This window comes from Photobacterium gaetbulicola (assembly GCF_003025515.1).
In the GTDB taxonomy this organism is placed as follows: domain Bacteria; phylum Pseudomonadota; class Gammaproteobacteria; order Enterobacterales; family Vibrionaceae; genus Photobacterium; species Photobacterium gaetbulicola.
In genome coordinates this window covers 197,721-218,310 of the sequence record NZ_PYME01000005.1, presented here as the reverse complement: position 1 = coordinate 218,310, position 20,590 = coordinate 197,721, and the positions used below count along the sequence as shown (strand labels likewise).

Annotated in this window: 15 protein-coding genes; 2 read left to right on the top strand and 13 right to left on the bottom strand. The window is 49.4% G+C overall.

What is annotated here, in order from left to right:
• Positions 1 to 41: 41 nt before the first annotated feature.
• From C9J03_RS06410 to C9J03_RS06380, 7 genes are all read right to left on the bottom strand, one after another.
• Complete coding sequence (locus tag C9J03_RS06410) at positions 42 to 1,046, bottom strand: substrate-binding domain-containing protein (RefSeq protein ID WP_044623574.1); 1,005 nt, start codon at positions 1,044 to 1,046, stop codon at positions 42 to 44.
• Positions 1,047 to 1,316: 270 nt separating this feature from the next.
• Complete coding sequence (locus C9J03_RS06405) at positions 1,317 to 4,421, bottom strand: beta-galactosidase (protein WP_044623573.1); 3,105 nt, start codon at positions 4,419 to 4,421, stop codon at positions 1,317 to 1,319.
• Positions 4,422 to 4,544: 123 nt separating this feature from the next.
• Complete coding sequence (locus C9J03_RS06400; protein WP_044623572.1) at positions 4,545 to 5,465, bottom strand: MalM family protein; 921 nt, start codon at positions 5,463 to 5,465, stop codon at positions 4,545 to 4,547.
• 69 nt (positions 5,466 to 5,534) lie between these two features.
• Complete coding sequence (locus tag C9J03_RS06395; RefSeq protein WP_044623571.1) at positions 5,535 to 6,782, bottom strand: carbohydrate porin; 1,248 nt, start codon at positions 6,780 to 6,782, stop codon at positions 5,535 to 5,537.
• Positions 6,783 to 7,308: 526 nt separating this feature from the next.
• Positions 7,309 to 8,538: an ABC transporter substrate-binding protein gene (locus C9J03_RS06390; protein WP_044623570.1), complete on the bottom strand. Its 1,230-nt coding sequence runs from the start codon at positions 8,536 to 8,538 to the stop codon at positions 7,309 to 7,311.
• 36 nt (positions 8,539 to 8,574) lie between these two features.
• Positions 8,575 to 9,426 (bottom strand): carbohydrate ABC transporter permease, encoded by an 852-nt coding sequence (locus tag C9J03_RS06385; RefSeq protein ID WP_044623569.1) that lies wholly within the window; start codon positions 9,424 to 9,426, stop codon positions 8,575 to 8,577.
• Positions 9,426 to 10,349 (bottom strand): carbohydrate ABC transporter permease, encoded by a 924-nt coding sequence (locus C9J03_RS06380; protein WP_044623568.1) that lies wholly within the window; start codon positions 10,347 to 10,349, stop codon positions 9,426 to 9,428. The genes C9J03_RS06385 and C9J03_RS06380 overlap by 1 nt, the downstream gene beginning before the upstream one ends.
• Positions 10,350 to 10,848: 499 nt before the next feature.
• Between C9J03_RS06380 and C9J03_RS06375 the strand changes: the two genes are divergently transcribed.
• Positions 10,849 to 11,982 (top strand): ABC transporter ATP-binding protein, encoded by a 1,134-nt coding sequence (locus C9J03_RS06375; protein ID WP_044623567.1) that lies wholly within the window; start codon positions 10,849 to 10,851, stop codon positions 11,980 to 11,982.
• 83 nt (positions 11,983 to 12,065) lie between these two features.
• Here the strand turns inward: C9J03_RS06375 and fbpC are convergent, their stop codons facing one another.
• From fbpC to C9J03_RS06345, 6 genes are all read right to left on the bottom strand, one after another.
• The gene (fbpC, locus tag C9J03_RS06370; protein WP_044623566.1) at positions 12,066 to 13,124 is read right to left on the bottom strand and encodes a ferric ABC transporter ATP-binding protein; all 1,059 of its coding nucleotides are present in this window, start codon (positions 13,122 to 13,124) and stop codon (positions 12,066 to 12,068) included.
• A 15-nt stretch (positions 13,125 to 13,139) separates the two neighbouring features.
• Positions 13,140 to 15,227 (bottom strand): ABC transporter permease, encoded by a 2,088-nt coding sequence (locus C9J03_RS06365; protein WP_044623565.1) that lies wholly within the window; start codon positions 15,225 to 15,227, stop codon positions 13,140 to 13,142.
• 80 nt (positions 15,228 to 15,307) lie between these two features.
• On the bottom strand, positions 15,308 to 16,342 hold the full coding sequence (locus tag C9J03_RS06360; RefSeq protein ID WP_044623564.1) for an ABC transporter substrate-binding protein: 1,035 nt from the start codon (positions 16,340 to 16,342) through the stop codon (positions 15,308 to 15,310).
• A gap of 66 nt (positions 16,343 to 16,408) precedes the next feature.
• Positions 16,409 to 17,713, bottom strand: coding sequence for an MFS transporter family glucose-6-phosphate receptor UhpC (gene uhpC / locus C9J03_RS06355; protein ID WP_044623563.1), 1,305 nt, complete (start codon positions 17,711 to 17,713; stop codon positions 16,409 to 16,411).
• A gap of 96 nt (positions 17,714 to 17,809) precedes the next feature.
• A complete protein-coding gene (uhpB, locus tag C9J03_RS06350) occupies positions 17,810 to 19,405 on the bottom strand; it encodes a signal transduction histidine-protein kinase/phosphatase UhpB (RefSeq protein ID WP_082060631.1) in 1,596 nt (531 codons plus the stop codon).
• Positions 19,402 to 20,037: a response regulator gene (locus tag C9J03_RS06345; RefSeq protein WP_044623562.1), complete on the bottom strand. Its 636-nt coding sequence runs from the start codon at positions 20,035 to 20,037 to the stop codon at positions 19,402 to 19,404. Before C9J03_RS06345 ends, uhpB begins: the two co-directional genes overlap by 4 nt.
• Positions 20,038 to 20,262: 225 nt before the next feature.
• Between C9J03_RS06345 and C9J03_RS06340 the strand changes: the two genes are divergently transcribed.
• Complete coding sequence (locus C9J03_RS06340; RefSeq protein ID WP_044623561.1) at positions 20,263 to 20,460, top strand: hypothetical protein; 198 nt, start codon at positions 20,263 to 20,265, stop codon at positions 20,458 to 20,460.
• Positions 20,461 to 20,590 lie beyond the last annotated feature (130 nt).

Sequence of the window (20,590 nt, the reverse complement as noted above, 5' to 3'; positions counted from 1 at the left end):
TCAATATAGACCAATACTGAATTGGCTCCCCGCCAATGGGGCTATAGAGGGGCGGTCCCGACGGACAGACGACGCACCAATGTCGGCATGTACATCCTCGCTTGCGTGGCATCTTTTTTTTCATTGGCAAGCTGCAGTGATAATTTTGCTGCTTGCTCAGCCATAACCTGGATAGGGTAGCGGATGGTAGTGAGCTTTGGATGAACATAACGGGCAATATCGCCATCATCAAAACCGATCACCGAAATATCTTCCGGAATACGCAAGTTATTCTCGTGCAGTACGGCCAAACAGCCTGCCGCCATGTAGTCGTTGTAGGTGGCCACAGCTGTTACGGGGAGGTTCTTGGACAGCAGGTTGGTCATGGCATACTCGCCGCCCAGTTCATCCGGCTCACCGTACTCAATGTATTCCTCGTTAGCTTCCAAACCATGATCTTTCAGCGCTTCAAGGTAGCCGGCCTTACGATCCCTGGCATCTTCAATGTCATGGCTAGAGCAGAGGTAACCGATGTGCTTATGACCATGGCGAATAAGGTATTCGGTGGCAAGGTAGGAGCCCTTGCGGTTATCGAGCGCAATACAGCGCGAGGCGATTTGCGGTACGATGCGGTTAATAATGACCAGCCCTGGTATTTCGTTGGCTAAGCCGATGAGTTCTTGATCGTCCAATCCTTTACTGTGGATCACTAAGGATTCACAGCGGCTGTTGATCAGCAGGTTAATGGCGTTGCGCTCTTTCACGGCGTCGTGGTAGCCGCTACCGATAAGTAGTTGTTTCTCATGCTGATTGGCAATGGTATCGATGGCTTTGACCATGGTACCGAAGAAGGGCGCGGAAACATCATTGACCAAAACGCCGATGGTGTTGGTCGACTTACTGACAAGAGCCCTTGCGTTGGCGTTTGGCCGGTAGCCGAGTTTTGCCATTGCGGCTTTCACGGCCTTGATTGCCGTCTCACTGGTGTGTGGTGCGTTGTTGATCACCCGTGAAGTCGTGGCGACGGAAACGCCCGCTTCTTTCGCGACATCCTTGATGGTAGCCATAGAGCCCTCTTTCTTTACTGCTGGCTCATTAAACAATGGTTGGAGGAATAAAACAAATCCCGCCAATGTTTTTTCATGGGCTGAATTAATTATTGTAAGGTGAGTCACTTAACGAAAAGGCAGGCGGCTAATTTATAGGCAGGTCAGTCAGGATGAGGCTGGTGTGCCATGAAGAATAACGCTGTATTGGCAATTGTAGGTGGAAAAATGCCACCTTGAGGGGGAGCCAAGGCGGCACGGGTTAGTTAATCGCGAGAATATAAGAATCGCTTAATCAGCAATCACAAGAGCCAGGCTGTAGGCATATTGCTTGCCGGTCAACTTGAATTCCTCATGAACACTCGGGCTCCAGGAATCGTCACCGCCGACGCCCATATGCTGGTGGTCTACGCGAAGGTAGATTTGCTGCTCGGCCTCGAGCTCGTTGGTGTGTTTCGCTTCAGCCAGTTGCTGCTGGCTGTAACGGCTGACGCTGAACTGGAACTCACCAGTGATATTCAAACTACCGATAGACAGCGAGTTACAGCCACAGCGCAGCCCATTATCTGTTGGGAAGATATATGGGGTGTGCATATCGCTCAGGGTTTCGGTGTATTGACCAAAACGTGCCCCCGACAATCTGTCTGGGTAGTTTTCGAATGGACCCAATCCGCGCCACTCAATGTATTGCTGCTCTTGCTGTAGCGGCAGTGCTAGCTCTAGACCAATACGGGGCATAGGCGGAAGCTCATCAGCCAGTTTAACTGAAACATCCAACAGGGTTTGGCCTTGGCTGTCCAAGGTGTAAGTCCAAACGGTGATTGCTTGTACATTGCCGTTGAAGGTATACACGAACGTTGCAGTGACGACGACGTGGTCGCTAAGGGTATTGACATGGCAATCGACACATTCGCGGTCCCATTGGCCGATTCCGGCTGCATCCCAGCGGCATACCCAGGCATTAGGGTCAACGAAATCAACCTCACTCACACCAATGTCATTATCTAGCGGGGCGCGGAAGAAATTATCCACAGGTGAAGATACAAGCTGTTCTTTACCTTCGACTGTCCATTGTTCCAGCAGGCCGCTGGTTTTGTCCCAGCGCCAGTGGTGCTTGCCATCGTCACTGCTGACCAAAATGCTGCAGTCGTTCTCAGTTGCAACAGGCACTTGGCTTTGATTGAAGCTTGGGTAGGCCAGGGAGTTGCGGTTAGTCACAGCAAACTGTTCGCTGGCGACAGTGTGTCCGGCTTCTGCCCATGGTGTTGACTCACGCAGTGCAATATCGATATTGAGGTGGTATACCGCACCAGCACGAGGTTTGATGTCAATATCGATGCAGAGGGTCTTCTGGCTATCTGCTGGAACAGCCAGTTGCTGCTCACCAGAAGCAATGATACGGCCATCTTCAAGCAGTGACCATTTCAATTGCTCGTTGTCGGTGGCACGGAACAAATTCTCGTTGGTCACTGTCAGGGTATACGCGACACAGTTGGCCAGTTGCTCCTCGCTATCTAGCTTGACGGTGATCATGCGTTGGCAGTGTTTGGCTTCTTCCAGCGTTGGGTGCGGGGTTCTGTCTGGGAACACCAACCCGTTGATACAGAACTGGCGGTCATTGATGGTATCGCCAAAATCGCCGCCATAGGCCCAGAAGTGCTCGCCTTTGTCATCAAACTTGCTGATCCCCTGATCAACCCAATCCCAGATAAAGCCGCCTTGCAGGCGAGGGTAGTCTCGGAAAGCGTCCCAGTAATCGTTGAAACTGCCTAGGCTGTTACCCATGGCGTGGGCATACTCACACAAAATCAATGGGCGGTTCTCATTAGGTAGGGATACCCACTTCTTGATTGACCACTTTGGCACCGCTTCATCAGCAATCGTGGTGTTTACTCGGGCATACATAGGGGCAATGATATCGGTTGCGGTCGTATCGGAGCCGCCGCCCTCATACTGTACCGGACGAGACGGGTCATAATTCTTCGACCAGGCATACATGGCATTGTGGTTGCTGCCGTGGCCGGATTCATTGCCCAGTGACCAGATGATGATGGAAGGGTGGTTTTTGTCGCGCTGTACCATTTGGGTGTAGCGGCTCATGTAAGCGTGTGCCCACATCGGGTCGGCAGACAGGCGGTTCATCGGCTCCATGCCGTGGGTTTCGATGTTGGCTTCGTCACACACATACAAACCGTACTGGTCACACAGCTCGTACCAACGCGGGTGATTCGGGTAGTGGGCGGTACGGACGGCATTAAAGTTATACTGTTTCATCAGGCAGATATCTTTGATCATATCTGCTTCAGTCATCACATGGCCAAGCTCTGGGTGGTGCTCGTGGCGGTTGACGCCCCGGATCAGCAGAGGCCTGCCGTTGAGGCAAAGCTGGCCGCCGATGGTTTCGACTTTACGGAAACCAACTTGATAAGCTTCACTTTCAATGTGGTTGCCATCGGCATCAAGCAAAGAGACGACGCAGCGGTATAGGTTGGGTGTCTCGGCACTCCAGAGCTTCGGCTCACGTACCGACAGTGTTTGGAATACGACATCGTTGTAGCTACCGCGCTCGTCGATACGGCGGTTATTCGGACGGTCAATCACGGGCTCGGTGATTGTCTGCTCACCATCAAACAGTTGGATCTGCACCTGATGCTCAGCAGTGGCATTGATATGGGTAACAACCGTCAAGCTGCCGTCACGATAGCAGGCATCCAGATCCGGTGTGATAAAGACATCTTCAATGCACTGCGAAGGTTTGGTCAGCAGGGTAACATCACGGAAGATGCCGCTAAGCCACCACATGTCCTGATCTTCGAGGTAGCTGCCGTCACTCCAGCGGATCACCATCACCGCGAGGGTATTGTCGCCAGCCACAAGGTACTGGGAAAGATCGAATTCTGCAGGCAAGCGGCTGTCTTGGCTGTAACCGACCCAATGGCCGTTACACCACAAATGAAAAGCAGAGTTAACACCATCGAAGATAATACGGTGGGTTTCTGTGAGCTGGCTTTCTTGAAGCTCAAAGCTGGTACGGTAGCAGCCTGTTGGGTTGTCTTTCGGGACGAAAGGCGGATTCACTTCAAACGGGTATTTGACGTTGGCATAAATCGGCTTGTCATAGCCTTGTAGCTGCCAGTTAGACGGTACCGGAGTATTGTCCCAAGCCTGATCATTGAAGCTAGGCGTCACGAACTCGCCGTCCACTTGCTCCGGGGCATCGAATAGCTTGAATTTCCATTCGCCGTTCAATGACTGGCGCTGGGCATTTTTTGCGTCGCGTGCACTTTCAATGTCACGGTAGCTGGCCAGTGGGCTGTGCGCAGACAAACAATGGATGTTCACTGACTGAGGGTTTTCCCAGTCTCGGCGCTGAATAATGTTTGAAAATGCCGTCATCGTTATCCTACTTATAGTGATCTTACGTAATCTTGAAAATTGTAGTGGCTGTGCCGCACGGCGATAGGTTGGCCCTGCGGCGAGTTATTCTTTGTGTCTTTCTGGTTAATTCACCCTGGACGATTATTGGGCCAAGGTGTCCAACAGATAATCTTTGGCCTGTTGATGGCCGGCTGATTCGGCTTTGTTCGCCCAATCAACGGCGTGTTTGAGTTTTCCGCTGTTCATGGCTTCATCAATTTGCTGCTTGAAATAGTGCCAGCTCTGTGTGTCAGCGGATGCAGTCTGTTTGGGTGTTGCTGAAATCGGCTCTGGTGCAGTATTGGATGCATTGCTAGGTGCAGTCTTTGATACTGCAGCCGCCGAGGCCTGTTTCGCCGTTAGGCTTGAAAGTAGGTCTACCACAGGATTGCCGAAATGCTGCTGTGTGGTAATTTCAACCACGCCAACTGGCGCCAAGGTGGCATAAAGCGGAAGACGTTTATTGCCGATAATGTTCTGTGACTCGGCAAATTCCTGTTCTGGGTGGATCCGTTCTAGCTGATTACCAATTTGCTGAGGATCGTGCTGGATCACCATGTAAGCCATGTTGTTAAGTTGAGTGCTGAGGATAAACTTACCTTCAATGCGCTCGAGACCGCCCAGGCTACCGGTGAAGTAATGAAAATCTTCAGTGGTGTGCTGCTCGACCAGCTGCCATTGATCGTCATAGATGGCTATTGCCGGGGCGATGACTTGGTTGTTGTTAATCGGGGCACTGACTGTCAGCATGAAAGGAGCAGCCGTTTGCGGCAAGCCATAAGCTTTGGCAGGCGAGCGGTCTGATCCCTCATTGCCATTATTGGCAATAGGGAGGGTCTGGCCATTGCCATCGAGAATCACATACTGTTGGCTATTTATTGTCAACGGTTGGATTGATAGCGTAGCAAAAGATTCACAGCAAGCCGATTGGTTAAGAACGGTATTGAGTGCCGTGTCTGGAATACTGCTGCAAGCGGTTAGGCTCAGGCCAAGCAGAATGGTCGCTAACTGATTCTTCTTCATGCTTTTTCCTTAGGGTACAGGCCCAAACAGGCCTGTACCGTTTCTAGTCAGAATCCCAAGAGTGGGCTATTACCACCAAGTCTCGACGTTGAAGCCGAAGGTCACTTCGTCAACGCTGTCCTTGCCGCTGGCGTTACGCATAGCTGTGCCGTAGGTATCGCCACCACGGTTCCACTCGTCGTTCTTCTCGGAGTAGGTGGCGAAAATACGCAGTGAAGGGCGAGCCCATACGCCTTTACCGGCCTGGAACATCTGGGCAACAGTGACTTTGTACATGTCATTAGTACCGGCGCCGTTTTGTGCTTCGACGGTTTCGTAACCGACTTCCAAAGCGGTTGCCATGTAATCTGTCCAGCTGTACTGAGGACGGGCACCGACACTGAACCACTTCTCACCATCGTTGTTATCTAGGTTCTTGTCCTGATAGGCGATGGAGTACATTACTTGGAAATCTTCGTTGACGTTCAGATCGCCAGAGTTGAAGACTCGCCAGCTATAACCGTCATGCTCAACACCTGTGCTGTATTTGCGGTTGGAGCCACCCTCGGCGCTCATCAGGCCACCGGCAAGGGCATTGGTACCATACTGGAAGGCAAAGGTATTCGAGCCGTAATCCCAAGCTTGGCGGTAAAGCGCGGATAGCATGGCACCAGAGGTGGTGATATCTGATTCTTCATAGCTAGAGTTTTGGGTGAAAATGTAGTTCAAGCCGAAGGTCAGATCGGCGGTGTCGCTGATAGCAATGTCACTGATACGGGCATCGATGTTATGCAAACTGCGGCCATCAGCACTGGAGTTCGGTGCCATCCAGGCAATGTGGCCGCTACCGAAGCCAAGATCCCAATCCTCGATACCAATACCGGTGCTTGATGTATCCCAGTACTTGATATCAATCATGTGCACTTCGTGACGGCGGTAAAAGCGCTCACCGGCCCACACTTTGGCATTTGGCTGTGATGCGAATAGGCCGTGACCGGCTGACCACATCTGGATGATGCTGACATCACCCCAGCTCTCGCCACTCCCCAGGTAGAGGGTGGTATCGAAGTAAGCATCACCGTCTTGCCACACATCGGCCTTTAGGCCAGCTTCCCACCAGTTAAGCTCGTTACCCAAGCGGTAGTTACCATAACCCTCGCTGGCGCGGATCACGTCGTTACGTTCCCCTTTGCCATTATTATGGTCATCATTGTCTGTATAGATATTCCCCCATTTGGCATAGCCAAAATATTGAATGTTCTCTACTGCCGCTTGGCTGGCTAGTGGGGCCATTACCAGTGCTATGCCGACTGCTTTTGCTAGCATCTTCTGTTTCATGAAACGTCTCCATCATTTTGTTTTTTTATGTATGGGTCCTAACTCAAGAGCGATCCTAGCATCGCTCTGGAAACGTTTACAGTGAGGTGTGGCGTATTTTGTTCATAAAAGGCAAGGCAATTAATGAAATTGTAATTTAGCTCACATTAACGGTGTTTTTTGGCGGTTTTTGCTGGGAAAATGCACACAGGGTGGCATTTATGATCCGGAAACGATTACATAGAAGGGGCGGACGCAAATGGAGAGAAATAAAAAGCCCAACAAAACAATGGGTTGGGCTTTTTTGATCAATGGAAACAAACTTCTTTCCCAAGCAGTACAGATTGCTCGGTAAGCCAAGCAAAGAAGCTATCTATGAGTGTTTTGAGTTAGGAACCCAAGGATAACGTTTCACTTTGAATCACAATAGTCACAGAATACGTCAGCTATTGGTGTGAATTCAAGTAATATGTGAAACTCCTTGAATGGAATCAAAAACCAAAACACCGCATTTTTACTGGAGTGGTATCGATTTCACCACTATCAGTTACTTGTTGAAAGTACGAGCACGGGTTCGCTCCAGGCGCTTGAGGATTCGGTCCAGGCGGTCAGGGTGAACCATGAACTCCTGGAACGCTTTCATCCCTTCCTGGGCCATCGCCGGATCGGTATCGCGGTCGTAGAACTGTGACGTACCGGATGCGCTGTTTAGCATGGCAATCCCTTTGTTGAGGAACACATCGTCAGTGACCGTAGACTTATTGTTGGTCGGGATCTGCAGCAGTGCCTCGTTCATCTTTGTTTGATTCTCAGCGCGTGCGATAAACGCTAGAAACTTACGAGCATTGTCTTTGTTCTTCGCCTTGCTTGGGATGTGAATGGTATCAATCGGGGCTTCTTCGGCCATTGCAATTTCTGGGTCAATGGCTGGGAATTGCATAAAGCCCATTTTACCTTCCAGCTCTTCTGGGAAGTTAGGGGTGATGAAATTACCAATCAAGTACATGGCTGCTTCGCCGCGGTACAAGAATGGCTGAGCTTCCTGCCAAGAGTAACCCGCATGGTTTTCCAGGAAATAGCCTTTGTCGATCAGCTCACGCCAAGTATTGAAGGTATTGCGAACCCGCTCATCAGTGTAAGGGACTTTGCCATCCATTAGATCAAGATGGAAGTCCAACCCGTTGACGCGCAGGTTGATATAGTCAAACCAACCGGCAGCGGTCCAAAGGTATTTCGTTCCAATGGCGATAGGGGCAATGTTGTTTTGTTTGAGCGTTTCCGACGCTGTAAGGAATTCATCCCATGTTTTGGGCTCGCTGATGTCGTATTTGTCGAAGATATCTTTACGGTAGTAAATCCCCCATTGGTAGTAAGTAAATGGCACCCCCCACTGCTTGTCGTTCACCGTCATGGCGGGTATGGTGCTGGTGAAGTCTTCGTACATGTTGTTGGCTTGCCACACGTCACTGACATCTTCAAGTAAACCACGGTCGACAAAGGTCTTCATCCGGTTACCGGCATGCCAGAACACGACATCGGGGGGGGAGGTGACCAACCAGTTGCGCAGCGTCGTTTTATACGCTTCTTTGTCATACAGGTTGTATTTAACGGTAATATCTGGGTTTTCCTGCTTAAACTGGGCAACCATACTGTCAAAGACAGCCTTTGGCGCCGGGTCGGCTTGATCTGAGTTGATAATCAGCTCCGAGGCGAAAGCAGCCGATGCCATGCTCATCGCCAGCGTGGTAGCGGTGATGATTTTATGTAGTTTTTTCATCATTTATCCTTATTAGTAGGGGAGTTGTATTTCCGTTTAACCTTTGGTCGCGCCCAGGGTTAGCCCGGCAATGAAGTGTTTTTGCATCGCGAAGAATAAAGCGACAGGCGGAAGTGCGGCCAGTACGGCGCCGGCGGAGATCAAGTTCCAAGAAGCCAGCCATTGTCCACGTAGAGCGCTGATCCCTGCGGTCACTGGGCGAACTTCTTCGCTTTGCACCAGTACCAGTGCCCAGAAGTAGTCGTTCCAAATGAAGGTAAAGACCAGCACCGATAGCGCTGCTAAGGCAGGACGAACCAGTGGCAAGATGATATGCCAGAAAATCTTGAATTCACTGACACCTTCAACACGTGCAGCCTCAAGCAATTCATTGGGTAAGCTGACGATGAAGTTGCGCATGAACAAGGTGCAGAACCCGGTCTGAAAAGCGATATGGAAAATAATTAACCCTAGATGGGTGTCATATAAACCGGCACTGATGGTGAGGTCGCGCACAGGGATCATCAAGATCTGAAACGGAACAAAGTTACCGGCAATAAATATTGCTAGCAGCCAAATATTGCCTTTGAATTTATATTTAGCTAGTGCAAAACCCGCAAGAGTTGAAAGCGCAACGGCACCGGCTACCGCTGGCAGAGTAATAATCAAAGAGCTAAGAAGATATTGCCCCATATCGGTGGTTTGAAAAACCATCTGATAGTTTTCGATTAAATTAAAGCTGGTGGGCCAGCCCCAATAGTTTCCTTGGTTGATATCTTCAATAGAGCGGACAGATGTCAGTAATATAGCCAGAAGTGGCAGTAGCCATAAAAGAATTGAAAACGGCAGTGCGACCCGATAGGCAATATTGATTGCCCGTGATGATTTATTAATAGGTGTCGGAAACATTATTTCTCACTCCTTAACATGCGAGTTAAGAAAAAGGCGATATAGAGAGCCATGATCAGGAAAAGCACGACGGCAATAGCGGCACCGTACCCCATCCGGTAGTTAAATATTGACTGTTCGTACATCATATAAGCCAGTACGGTCGAGCTTCCCCAAGGGCCGCCAGCGGTCATGGTTGCAACCAGATCGAATGAGCGCAGGGCACCAATTACCGTCACGACTACAGCAATGAATGTCGCCGGTGATAGCTGGGGCAGAATAATGTGCCGAAGGAGTTTTAATCCTCTGGCGTTATCGAGCCGGGCGGCTTCAATCAGCTCCGGGTTTAGGTTGTTGAGGCCGGTGAGGTAGAGGATCATGCAATAGGCAATTTGCGGCCATAGGCCCGCTGCAATAATGCCGTAGGTGACGTATTGATCGCTTGATAGCAGTGCAATAGGCTCGGCACCGAAAAAGGCAAGAATACTGTTTAACAAACCCAAACTAGGGTCATAAAACCAAGTAAACACCAAGCCGACAATCACTTGCGATATAACAAATGGGAAAAAGAATAACGCTTTAATCAAGCGAATTCCTTTTACTTCCTGATTCAAAAATAGTGCGATAGCCAGACCAATTGGCGGCGCAAGCATAAAAAGCAGCAACCACAACAAATTATTGGTCAGTGCAGTATAAAAGGTTTCTGAATCAAATAACTCGATGTAGTTTTCAAAACCGACCCAGACTTTATCGCCCATACCGTCCCATTGGTACAGGCTGAGGTTGAAACTATTAATAATGGGGTAAAGGACATAAATCGCAAATAGCACTAATGCCGGGGCGAGAAAAACCCACGGTACTAAAGAAATAGGAATAATCCGCTTCCTTTTTGGTTTAGCGTCATTGGCTCTATTTAATGTCGCTTCTGCTGATGAATGAATCATACTAGGCTCCGATTTCATGTATGCAGAGATCTCGGTTCATTGGTAAGCATGTTTACCAAAGTGTTCTGTATGTTCTAGGTATTGTTTTGATAGTTGTTTGATGACGCAAAGTGATTTGCGTGGTTACGATATCGACAATGGTGTTAATAAAACGTGATCAAGGAAACGTTTCCATAAATGATGGTGATATTACTCGCAATGTGTGACATGGATCTGGATGGAGAGAGTGATTTTACGACGGCTAAGCCTCTCGCGTATAAGCCTTATCTGTAGATATTTCAACCTAATATACGGTTATATCGAGTTGAATTGTGTGCTCTTTCACTATTGTTCTGTGCGAATACTGCAAGGGGTACCTAGCTCACACTATGTTAAAAATTTTAGTCTTATTGCTCTGGAAACGTTTACTGTGGCGTTACAATCGGGTAGCGTGAATAACGTTCTAGTTGTTTGATAAATTGCCTTGATGACGCCCCGTAATCTCAGAGGATGAAATTATATGGCTGGTATATCCCTAAATCGCGCAGTGAAACGATTTGGAAAAGTACAAACTATCCACGGTATCGATCTGACGATTGAAGATGGTGAGTTTACTGTCTTCGTTGGTCCGTCTGGCTGTGGTAAATCCACCTTGCTTAGGCTCATTGCCGGCTTGGAAGACATTACTGAAGGCGATATCTGCATCGGCGGGGTCAATATGAATGATGTTGAACCTTCTGAGCGTGGTGTCGCGATGGTGTTTCAGTCTTATGCCTTATATCCACATATGACGGTGAAAGAGAATATGGGCTTCGGTCTCAAGATGGTGGGGGAGAAACCGGAGGTGATCAGGCAGCGGGTAAAACATGCCAGCGATATCCTCCAGCTTGAAGCGCTGCTCAAGCGCAAGCCGAAGGAATTATCGGGCGGGCAACGGCAGCGTGTGGCTATTGGCCGTGCGATTGTTCGCGATCCAGAAGTCTTCCTGTTCGATGAGCCGCTGTCCAACCTTGACGCCGAACTGCGGGTCGAAATGCGGATCCAAATCGCCAGGCTGCACAAACAGCTGGGTAATACCATGGTGTATGTGACCCATGATCAGGTCGAGGCGATGACATTGGCCGACAAGATTGTGGTATTGCGTGATGGTAGGGTAGAGCAGGTGGGCTCACCGCTGCAGCTGTATTATCAGCCAGCCAATGAGTTTGTCGCGGGCTTTATCGGCTCGCCGAAAATGAATTTCATTCCGGCCACAATTGCCAAGAAAGAGCCACAATCACTGATGCTGACCTTGCCTGATGGACAATCTGTTTCTATTGCTGCCCATGCTGATGGTGTTGACGTCGGCCAGGCGGTCAAAGTGGGGATCCGTCCTGAACATATCTTCCTTAAACCACAAAGCCGTGATGAACAAACGATTGGTATTGAGTTCCAGTCTGATGTGGTTGAAAGGTTGGGTAACAGTACTTATCTGTTTGGCCAATATGCCGATATCGATGGCTTTAAAATACACCTACCGACCGACGAGCCGGTCGTTACCGGTAATATTGTAAAGGTGTATATGGATAACCATAACTTGCACCTGTTTAATGAAAACGGCCTTTCCATTCGTCAGTACAGTGATGCTGACGTACCCACTCAGATTTGTGCCTAACACGCACTAGCTCTTGCTACTATTACAGCGCCCGCCTAATGAAAAAAGCCGCTCAATTGAGCGGCTTCACTAGACGAAAAACCTTAGTTTGTTTCTGGGGGTAATAGGAACACACCGTTAGGGTTAATCGTTAGGTACGCATGGTCGGTGAAGCTGGTATCAAATTGCGTAGAGTTGAGCTGCAGCAGTAGCTCATGGCCTTGCCACTCCACCACGACTTCATACATAGAGCCCATATAAGCAGCACTGGTTACCCGGCATTGCTGGCAAGGCTCACCATGTTCGGCCAGTAAAATGGCTTCAGGGCGCACGCCAATCTGATAGTTGCCAGGGCTGATACCTGAAACATTGTCTTGGGCTGCCGAGAGGCTGTAGCCATGGATGTCTATGGTTTCTCCGTCGAAGTGGCCTTCAAACATATTAGCCTCACCCATGAAGTTGGCCATAAACATTGAAGCAGGGTGCTTGTACAAATCTGTCGGGCTGCCCTGTTGCATGATGTCACCCTCTTTCATGACGATAACGGTGTCAGAAACTGCAAAGGCTTCGGACTGGTCGTGGGTAACGTAAAGTGACGTGATATTGAAGCGCTGCTGCAAATCACGGATGGTCTCACGCATATTCCTGCGTAAATTCGCATCAAGGTTACTCAACGGCTCATCAAACAGCAGTACCTTGGGCTTGAGCACAAGTGCCCGCGCCAGGGCAACCCGCTGTTGCTGCCCGCCGGAGATCTGGTCGACGAAGCGCTCACCAAAACCTTCCAGATCAACCAGCTTGAGGGCATCATCGACCCGCTTTTTGATCTCGGCTTTATCAAGGCCGAGCATCTTCAAGCCATACCCCACGTTTTCGTGTAGCGACATATGGGGAAACAGGGCATAAGACTGGAATACCATACAGATATCGCGATGCTGGATAGAAGTGTTGGTGACATCCTCGCCATCAATGAAAATCTGGCCGCTGGTGGGTTTTTCCAGGCCAGCGACAAGGCGGAGCACCGTGGTCTTGCCGCAGCCTGATGGGCCCAGCAAGGTCACCAGACTGCCTTTCTTAATTTCTAAATCGAGGTTGCCGATAACGGGTTTGTCGCCAAAGCGCTTACAGACGTTTTTGAGCACCACAAAGTTTTCAGTTGCCATGAATATATTCTCCAGTTAGGACGCGTCGTTTTTGGCTTTGGAACGCGAAATACGCGCTTCACCGACAAGGAAATCAAAAATAAGGATGATGCTCAGCATCACAACGATCAGGATGGAGCCGTAGGCAATGGCGATACCGTATTCACCGTCTTCTACCCGGTTTAGGATGTAAGAGGTCGCCACTCGGGTTTCCGGTGTTACCAGGAAGATAATGGCGCTGACTGTGGTCATTGCCCGTACAAAACTGTATACCAATGTGGATAGAATCGCTGGACGCAGCAGTGGCAACAAAATATGGGTGATGGTTTTCAGCGAGTTGGCACGCAGGCTCAGTGAGGCTTCATCCAATGATTTGTCCAACTGACCCAATCCGGCGACACCAGAGCGGATCCCTACCGGAACGTTTCGCATCACCATAGAGATCACTACGATAGCGGCAGTACCAGTCAGGTATACAGGGGCATCGTTAAACGCAAGGATATAGGACACACCGGCAACGGTTCCCGGTACGGCAAAACAGAGCATAGTGGCGAATTCGATCACTTTTTTGCCGTGGAACTGCTGACGGACGACGATGTAAGCAATCAATAGTCCGAATAGCGCGGTTAGTGGCGCGGCAATACCGGCATAAGTCATGGTGGTGATCAGTGATGGCCAAGCCCCTTCGCTCATCCCCATACCAAACAGGTTGATGTAGTTGGCGAATGTCAGGCTGTAATCAACCCCCCAGTTGACGGTAAAGCTGCCGTAGATAATGCTGCCGTAGAGCAGAATGTTGAATGCCATCCAGAAATACAACAGGCCGGAAACGCTGTGTTTCAATGTGGCAGGAAGTGGCTGAACATCGCCGCGGTAAGACTTACCGGAGATGGTGACGTAAGAGCGTTTGCCTATCCAAATATACTGCACGACGAAAATAGCCAGTGAGAACAGAAGCAATACTGCACCAAGGGTACTTGCTGAAGCGTAATCTAACTGAGCGCCAGCAATGTAGAAGTAGATCTGAGTGGCCAGTACGTCGAAGCTGCCGCCGAGCACCAGTGGGTTACTGAAGTCTGCCAAAGACTGGACGAAGATAATCAAAAAGCTGTTTGCCAATGCCGGTTTGAGCAGCGGCATGACGATTTTAAAGAAGGTCTGGTAGCGATTGGCCCGTAGGGTATAAGACGCTTCTTCCAGTGAGGGATGCAGCGATTTCATCGCACCGTCAAGGATCATGAACGACATCGGCGCGAACGCCAGTACCTGTGCCATCCATATGCCGGTAAAGCCATACAGCCAGTTGGTTTGGGTAAGGCCGAACCAATCCACCATCAATTCAGTGATATAGCCAGAGCGCCCCAGCATCAGGGTAACACCCAAGCCGACTACGAATGGCGGGGTGACGATAGGCAAAATAGAGAAGATTCGGGCAATAAAAGCACTGCGCTTGGCGATGCGGGTTGTATAGATGGCAAAGACCAAACCGAAGAAGGTTGCCCCGATCCCCACAGATATGCCCAGCATGACTGAGTTCATGATGATCTGGATGATTTGGGCGCGGCCAAGAATATCTAGGAATTGCCAAGCGACAAAATTCCCCATGTCATCTTTGAACATAGGGACAAAGATGGCGATGCTCGGGAAAATAATAAAGGTGGTGATCAGTAACACGATTGCGATGAGCGAGCCAATAACAAACGTATCGCCGCCTAGGTATTCAAGCCTTGAGAAAGCCAAGGTCATGACTGCGCCAAGGACAACAAATAGGGCGATGGTTGCGTAACCCATTCCTTGCGCGGTATACCAAGAAGAAATCACCACAAACAACATGCAAAAAGCACTGTAGCCGATATCGAAGTAGTGACGGCTTTTGGCGTATTTATCCTGCACTTGGGCAGGGCGGATCAATAAAACAGCTGGGAGGGCGAACCATAGCCATGAAATATTCATGCTACTCCAGCCCATCGCTGCTCTGAATTCTTCTGGGGTGGATTCAAATAGGCCCCAATCGAGAGCAAAGACCGGCAGCAAAATAAAAGCTGCCAGCAGGCTTAATACCCAATAGAAAACAGGGTCGCGCTTTATGGCACTTGGCGTGATTTGTGCGGCAAGTTCGTTCATTGTCTGTACCTGAAATGTAGAGCGGTGTTGGTCTTGTCAGTTGGTGCAGGACAGGGGCTGCTAGGCAGCCCCAAAGGAGATTATTGTCCCATCTTGACGACATTGACCCACTTGTTGATCAGACGTTTACGCTCGTCAGACGAACCGTATTTGTCCATGTCGTAGCTGATCAGTGTGAGATCTTCAGGATTCAAGGCGTTTGGCGATTGCTCGGCCTTGATGTTGGTTAAGATCTGGAATGATTGGCCTTTCTGCCACGCTGTTTCCTGGCCTTCTTTTGAAAGCACAAAATCAACGAATTTCTTCGCGTTATCAAGGTTGCGGGCACCTTTGATCACACTGACACCGCCAATTTCATACCCGGTTCCCTCACAAGGTGAGATCAACTCAAGTGGTGCACCTTTTGATTGCTCGAGTGAGTAGTCGTGCAGGAAGCCGATGCCGATAGCAATCTCGCCACGTGCTGCATTTCGAGAGGGGGTTACACCAGACTTGGTGTACTGAGAAACGTTCTTGTCCAGTGCCTTAAAGTAGTTGAAGGCTTTGTCTTCGTCCCACAGTTGGATGAAGGTTGCCAAGGCAGTGTAGGCGGTGCCTGAACTTTGAGGGTCAGCAATCTGGATCTCACCAGTGTATTCCGGCTTGGTTAGATCATTCCAGCAACGTGGGATTGGCAGGCCTTTTTCTGCAAGGCGCTCGGTGTTGACGCCAAAACCAAGAATGCCCATATACACGGCAGATGAATAGTTACCTTTGCGCTTGGCGGGATCTCGGAAGTCCGGCATGATGTTTTCAAGCTGTGGGGAAGGGTAGGCTTGCAGCAGGTTCATTTCGCCAGCTTGAGATTGCGGATCAAGTGTACCGCCGTACCAAACGTCAGCATGAGGGTTTTTCTTTTCGGCTTCGATTTTGGCCAGTGTGCTGCCAGAACCGTTGCGAACAAAAGACGTTCTTACGTTGTATTTTTCAGAGAAAGCTTTTGTTTCCGCTTCACACATCGCGTTGGTTGCACTGCAATATACGACTAATCGGCCGTCAGCCATAACTTGTGGAGCTGCAAACATTGAACCTAGAATACAGGCGGCGAGTAGCGAGCGTTTTGTTCTAACTTTCATTATTATTTCCTCTTGTTGTTTCCAACGTGTAGGGTTGGATAAGTGACAACGAGAGGAATCATAATTTTAGTTAACGGCGATCCCTGCCCGTTGCTGTGCTTTGACGAAAGGTAAAATCAGCAGCCCAATCGACGCTGCACACAGCGTGATGACTCCGAAGAAACCTTCCCAGCTAAAATTCTCTATGAGCACCGCTAGCGGATATCCGGCCAGCGCGGCCCCCAAGTAGGCGAACAGTCCGACAAATCCTGTCGCGGTTCCGGCTGCGTCTTTGTGTGAACACTCTGCCGCGGCCATGCCTATCATCATTTGCGGCCCGAAGACGAAAAAGCCAATGGAGAAAAAGCAACCTGATAGCACCAACACGTTATCGAGCGGGGTAAGCCACAGCGCCGCGACAGAGATGAAAATCCCCAAAGCAAAAATCAGGTTCATGGGCGCTCGGTTGCCACGGAAGAATTTGTCTGATCCCCATCCGCCAAAGAGTGATCCGAGAAAGCCACCTACTTCAAACATGGATACAGTGGTGTTTGCCGTGATTAACGGGTAACCGTGACGCTCAGTCAGGTACAAATTTCCCCAGTCATTGATTGCAATGCGTACCACGTAGACCAGTAAATAAGAGCTACACAGCAGCCAGATATACTTGTTGCCCAAGACATAGGTTTTCAGTATCTGCTTGAATGTCAGTCCTTTTCCTTCTGCTTCGTGCTGTTTTTCCAAATCGTCATCACGCCACTCGCCAACGCTTGGCAAACCTAGGGTTTGTGGCTTGTCCCTTAGCCGAAAGCACAGTACCGTGCCCACTATGATGGCGAGTAGACCCGGCAAGATGAATCCGTAACGCCATCCCCAACTCATTGTGATTATCCCGATCGAGACAGGGATAAGTGCACCGCTCAAGTTGTGGCAAGTGTTCCAAATCGACCACCAAAAGCCGCGCTCAGCTCGTGAATACCAGCTGGTCAGCAATTTTGCACAAGGCGGCCAACCCCAGCCTTGGAACAAAGCGTTGAGTGTCCATAGCATCACGAAGGCAGAAAGTGATGAACTGAGCCCGAATAGTATGTTTATTACGCCAGTGGCGATGAGGCCGAGCCCCATGAAATAGTTCGGTTTGGTCTGATCACTGACCATGCCGGACAGAAATTTCGATGCGCCATAAGTGATGTAGAACAGGGTGCCAAGTACGCCAAAATCAGCAGTGCTTAGTACGAGATCCGACAGCATTGCAGGCATGGCAAAACTCAGACTTTTACGGGTGAAATAGAACACCCCGTAACCGATATACATCGCGGCCATCAAATGAAGACGCCAGTAGCGGTAGCTTTCGTTAATTTGGCTAGGGCTAGTTGCGACTGCGCACGTCATCACTTCTCCTTAAGTGCTGAAGTTGATGTTATTGATAATATGAATGAAAAGAATGAGACAGTTTCATAAATGACTAGGAAAATTTCCTAGTTAAGGTCAGGTGGTGTCGGATTTTGTGGGTAAGTTAACAGTTATACGACAGCCGAGTTTATTGCTACGAATCGTCATTTGACCACTTAGGGCGTGAACACGCTCTTCTATTCCCCGCAGTCCATGCCCACGGCTTCGCCAGTCATCCGGCAGGCCAACACCATTATCTCGAAGCTCAAGGCTAAATTGACTACCGGGCATCAAGGATAGTTGAACCTCTGACGCTTGCGCGTGCTTGCAGATATTGTTCAGTAATTCCTGAACGATTCGATACAGGGTTACAGCTGTGACTTCATCTAACCGATCAGCCAAAATGCCAAAATTAAGCTTGAAATCGACTTGTCGCTCTTTGAATCGCATTTCTGTCGCTAACTGGCGTATAGCTGCCTCAAGCCCCATTTCATCCAGTGCCTGTGGCCGTAGCTGCTTGAGTAACTGACGGGTGGAGGTATGGATCCGCATCGCCAGTTCATGGGTGGTATCGGCTATTGTTTCTGCTTGTTCACTATTTGCAAGCCTTTTTGCCAACATAGATTGAATTTGTATCGCTGTAATGTTTTGGCCTATCTCATCGTGAAGCTCTCGGGCGACAGACTTACGAATATCTTCCTCTACGTGAACAAGCTGTTTGGCCAACTGCTTCTTATTGTGCAGTTCGGCCTGGAGGTTTTCGTTGGCTTTTTTCAGCTGCTGGGACAGTAGATACTGGCGGCTGATTGCAATGCCTAAGCCCAATCCGATTAACGCCTGAGTCGCAATGAAGCTCTGAAGTTCGAGGTCCGTGTCGAATGAGCCTGAAATCTGCCGAGCCGTGGCGAGTAAGATACTGTTCATCACGCTAGCCAGTACCCCTCCTTGCCAGCCATAGCGGTAGGCCATAAAGATATTAGGCAAGAGAAAAAGCAGCAGCGAAAGGGATTTCATTTCTTCGAGAAAGGTGAGTTCTGCTGCGAGGCCGATACTGAAAAAGGCCAGGCACCATACCAGTGCCGAGCTACGTAGCGTAATTTCTTGGTGTACCAGAGTTGGGCTAAGAGGTTGCCATATTTGGCGGTGGAGGTAGTCATAAAGCAAAAAGAAAAATGGCATTAAGAGAATGCCGCCAGTCAATGCTGAGACCGCTCCTTCCAACGCGTAGTCGATGGTCATCCCCATGGGTTTGGAAACCATCAAAAGGGCAATACCACATAGATTGGCATAGGCAAAAGCAAAACAGCACAAAGCCAGTAATTGTTTCCAATATACATCTAGCCTTCGCCAGTAGGGTTGAAAGGCAATGGCTAAGCCATGGCTGAAGATGGAAAACAGCATGAGCAGGTAAAGTGTGCTGTCATCGCTGATCACCGGCAGCATGAGGGCAATCAGCCCTATCTCTCCAATGGTAAACAAAGGCCAAAGGCGGCGGGGGCTGAGCGCATAGATCGCCAGTTTCAGTCCAGTAGGGAGAAACAGGCCTGCTAAAAGCAGGTCTGATACCAGGTAGCGGCTGATATTCCATAAGCAGAACCAGCTTATGGTATACACAATCAAGCTGAAGGCGTAGGTAAAAGCGTGGGTTAGGATCAGCCTAGGCAGGTGTTGCCGTCGCGATATTTCACTCATACTGGCTCATCATGGAGCAACTTGTGGTGTAGGGCGAAACGAATTAAATCGACATTATTGGATAGCCCAAGCTTGCTGAGAATATTCGCCCGGTGAACGTGTATCGTTTTATGGCTGATAAAAAGCTCACTGCCTATTTCTTTAACGTCCTGACCCAGTATCAAATGGTCGAACACTTCACGCTCGCGCTTGGTGAGTTCATGCAGCACATCGGGCCCTGCAGACGCGTTGCTTAAATTAACCAGTGCATCGGCGCAGAGGTAACGGTCACCGCTTGCAACGGTACGTATCGCTGTGACCAGTTCACTCGGGCCACAGCGTTTAGACAGATAGCCGTAGGCGCCAGCATCAATGGCTTTGCCAACAAAAGAGGCTGAGTCGTAAATACTTAGGATAATCGCCTTGAAATCAGGTTTTTTTTTGCGAAGTTTCTCAAGCAGTACCAAGCCACTTTCATCAGGCATCGAGATATCAATGACAGCCACATCGACCACAGTCTCTGAAAGCCCGCGGAATGCATCCTTGGCATTGCTATATTCACTATGCACCTGAATATCAGGCTCAATGGAAAGTAATTGAGCAAACCCCGAGCGAACCACAATATGGTCATCAACCAAGGTAACAGAAATCATTTTCGTAACCTACTTCATTGCTAGCAAGTTAGAAAATATCAATGTCATGACGTTAATGCACATTGGAACCGCGAAGGTGTGATAATTGTCGCTAAAGCCCTGAGATCTGCCCGACACTGCACACATCCAACGACGATATTTGTGCAACTCATACGGGTCTTCCCACAGCAGAGGGCGAAAACCATCTATCCTTATAAATGCCTTTCACAGTTGTAGGTTTCGAACATGAAAAAACTCATTGGTTTGCTAGGTATCATGTTGTTTAGCGTTTCAGTACAAGCAGGCGGGTCTTCTGGCACAGGTGGCATTCCCAGTCCTCCTTGTGTGATTGATGGCAAGCTTATTCACAAACATGTATTGATAACTGAGTGCAACGTAATGAAGAAGGAAGCTGCCGACAACAAGGCGTCCTCTACATACTAAATTACTGGACCCAGGTTTCAGACACATAGCATCGCCTCAGTGGCTGGGGCGCTGGAATTCTGTATGGTATCAAGTGACGGGGTCACGTTGGGCTCTGTGTTGCTTATCACCTAACTTTTACTTGTAATGA

Coding starts and splice junctions, on each gene's coding strand:
- C9J03_RS06410 (WP_044623574.1), bottom strand. CDS start 1,046: ATGGCTACCATCAAGGATGTCGCGAAAGAAGCGGGCGTTTCCGTCGCC.
- C9J03_RS06405 (WP_044623573.1), bottom strand. CDS start 4,421: ATGACGGCATTTTCAAACATTATTCAGCGCCGAGACTGGGAAAACCCT.
- C9J03_RS06400 (WP_044623572.1), bottom strand. CDS start 5,465: ATGAAGAAGAATCAGTTAGCGACCATTCTGCTTGGCCTGAGCCTAACC.
- C9J03_RS06395 (WP_044623571.1), bottom strand. CDS start 6,782: ATGAAACAGAAGATGCTAGCAAAAGCAGTCGGCATAGCACTGGTAATG.
- C9J03_RS06390 (WP_044623570.1), bottom strand. CDS start 8,538: ATGAAAAAACTACATAAAATCATCACCGCTACCACGCTGGCGATGAGC.
- C9J03_RS06385 (WP_044623569.1), bottom strand. CDS start 9,426: ATGTTTCCGACACCTATTAATAAATCATCACGGGCAATCAATATTGCC.
- C9J03_RS06380 (WP_044623568.1), bottom strand. CDS start 10,349: ATGATTCATTCATCAGCAGAAGCGACATTAAATAGAGCCAATGACGCT.
- C9J03_RS06375 (WP_044623567.1), top strand. CDS start 10,849: ATGGCTGGTATATCCCTAAATCGCGCAGTGAAACGATTTGGAAAAGTA.
- fbpC (WP_044623566.1), bottom strand. CDS start 13,124: ATGGCAACTGAAAACTTTGTGGTGCTCAAAAACGTCTGTAAGCGCTTT.
- C9J03_RS06365 (WP_044623565.1), bottom strand. CDS start 15,227: ATGAACGAACTTGCCGCACAAATCACGCCAAGTGCCATAAAGCGCGAC.
- C9J03_RS06360 (WP_044623564.1), bottom strand. CDS start 16,342: ATGAAAGTTAGAACAAAACGCTCGCTACTCGCCGCCTGTATTCTAGGT.
- uhpC (WP_044623563.1), bottom strand. CDS start 17,713: ATGACGTGCGCAGTCGCAACTAGCCCTAGCCAAATTAACGAAAGCTAC.
- uhpB (WP_082060631.1), bottom strand. CDS start 19,405: ATGAGTGAAATATCGCGACGGCAACACCTGCCTAGGCTGATCCTAACC.
- C9J03_RS06345 (WP_044623562.1), bottom strand. CDS start 20,037: ATGATTTCTGTTACCTTGGTTGATGACCATATTGTGGTTCGCTCGGGG.
- C9J03_RS06340 (WP_044623561.1), top strand. CDS start 20,263: ATGAAAAAACTCATTGGTTTGCTAGGTATCATGTTGTTTAGCGTTTCA.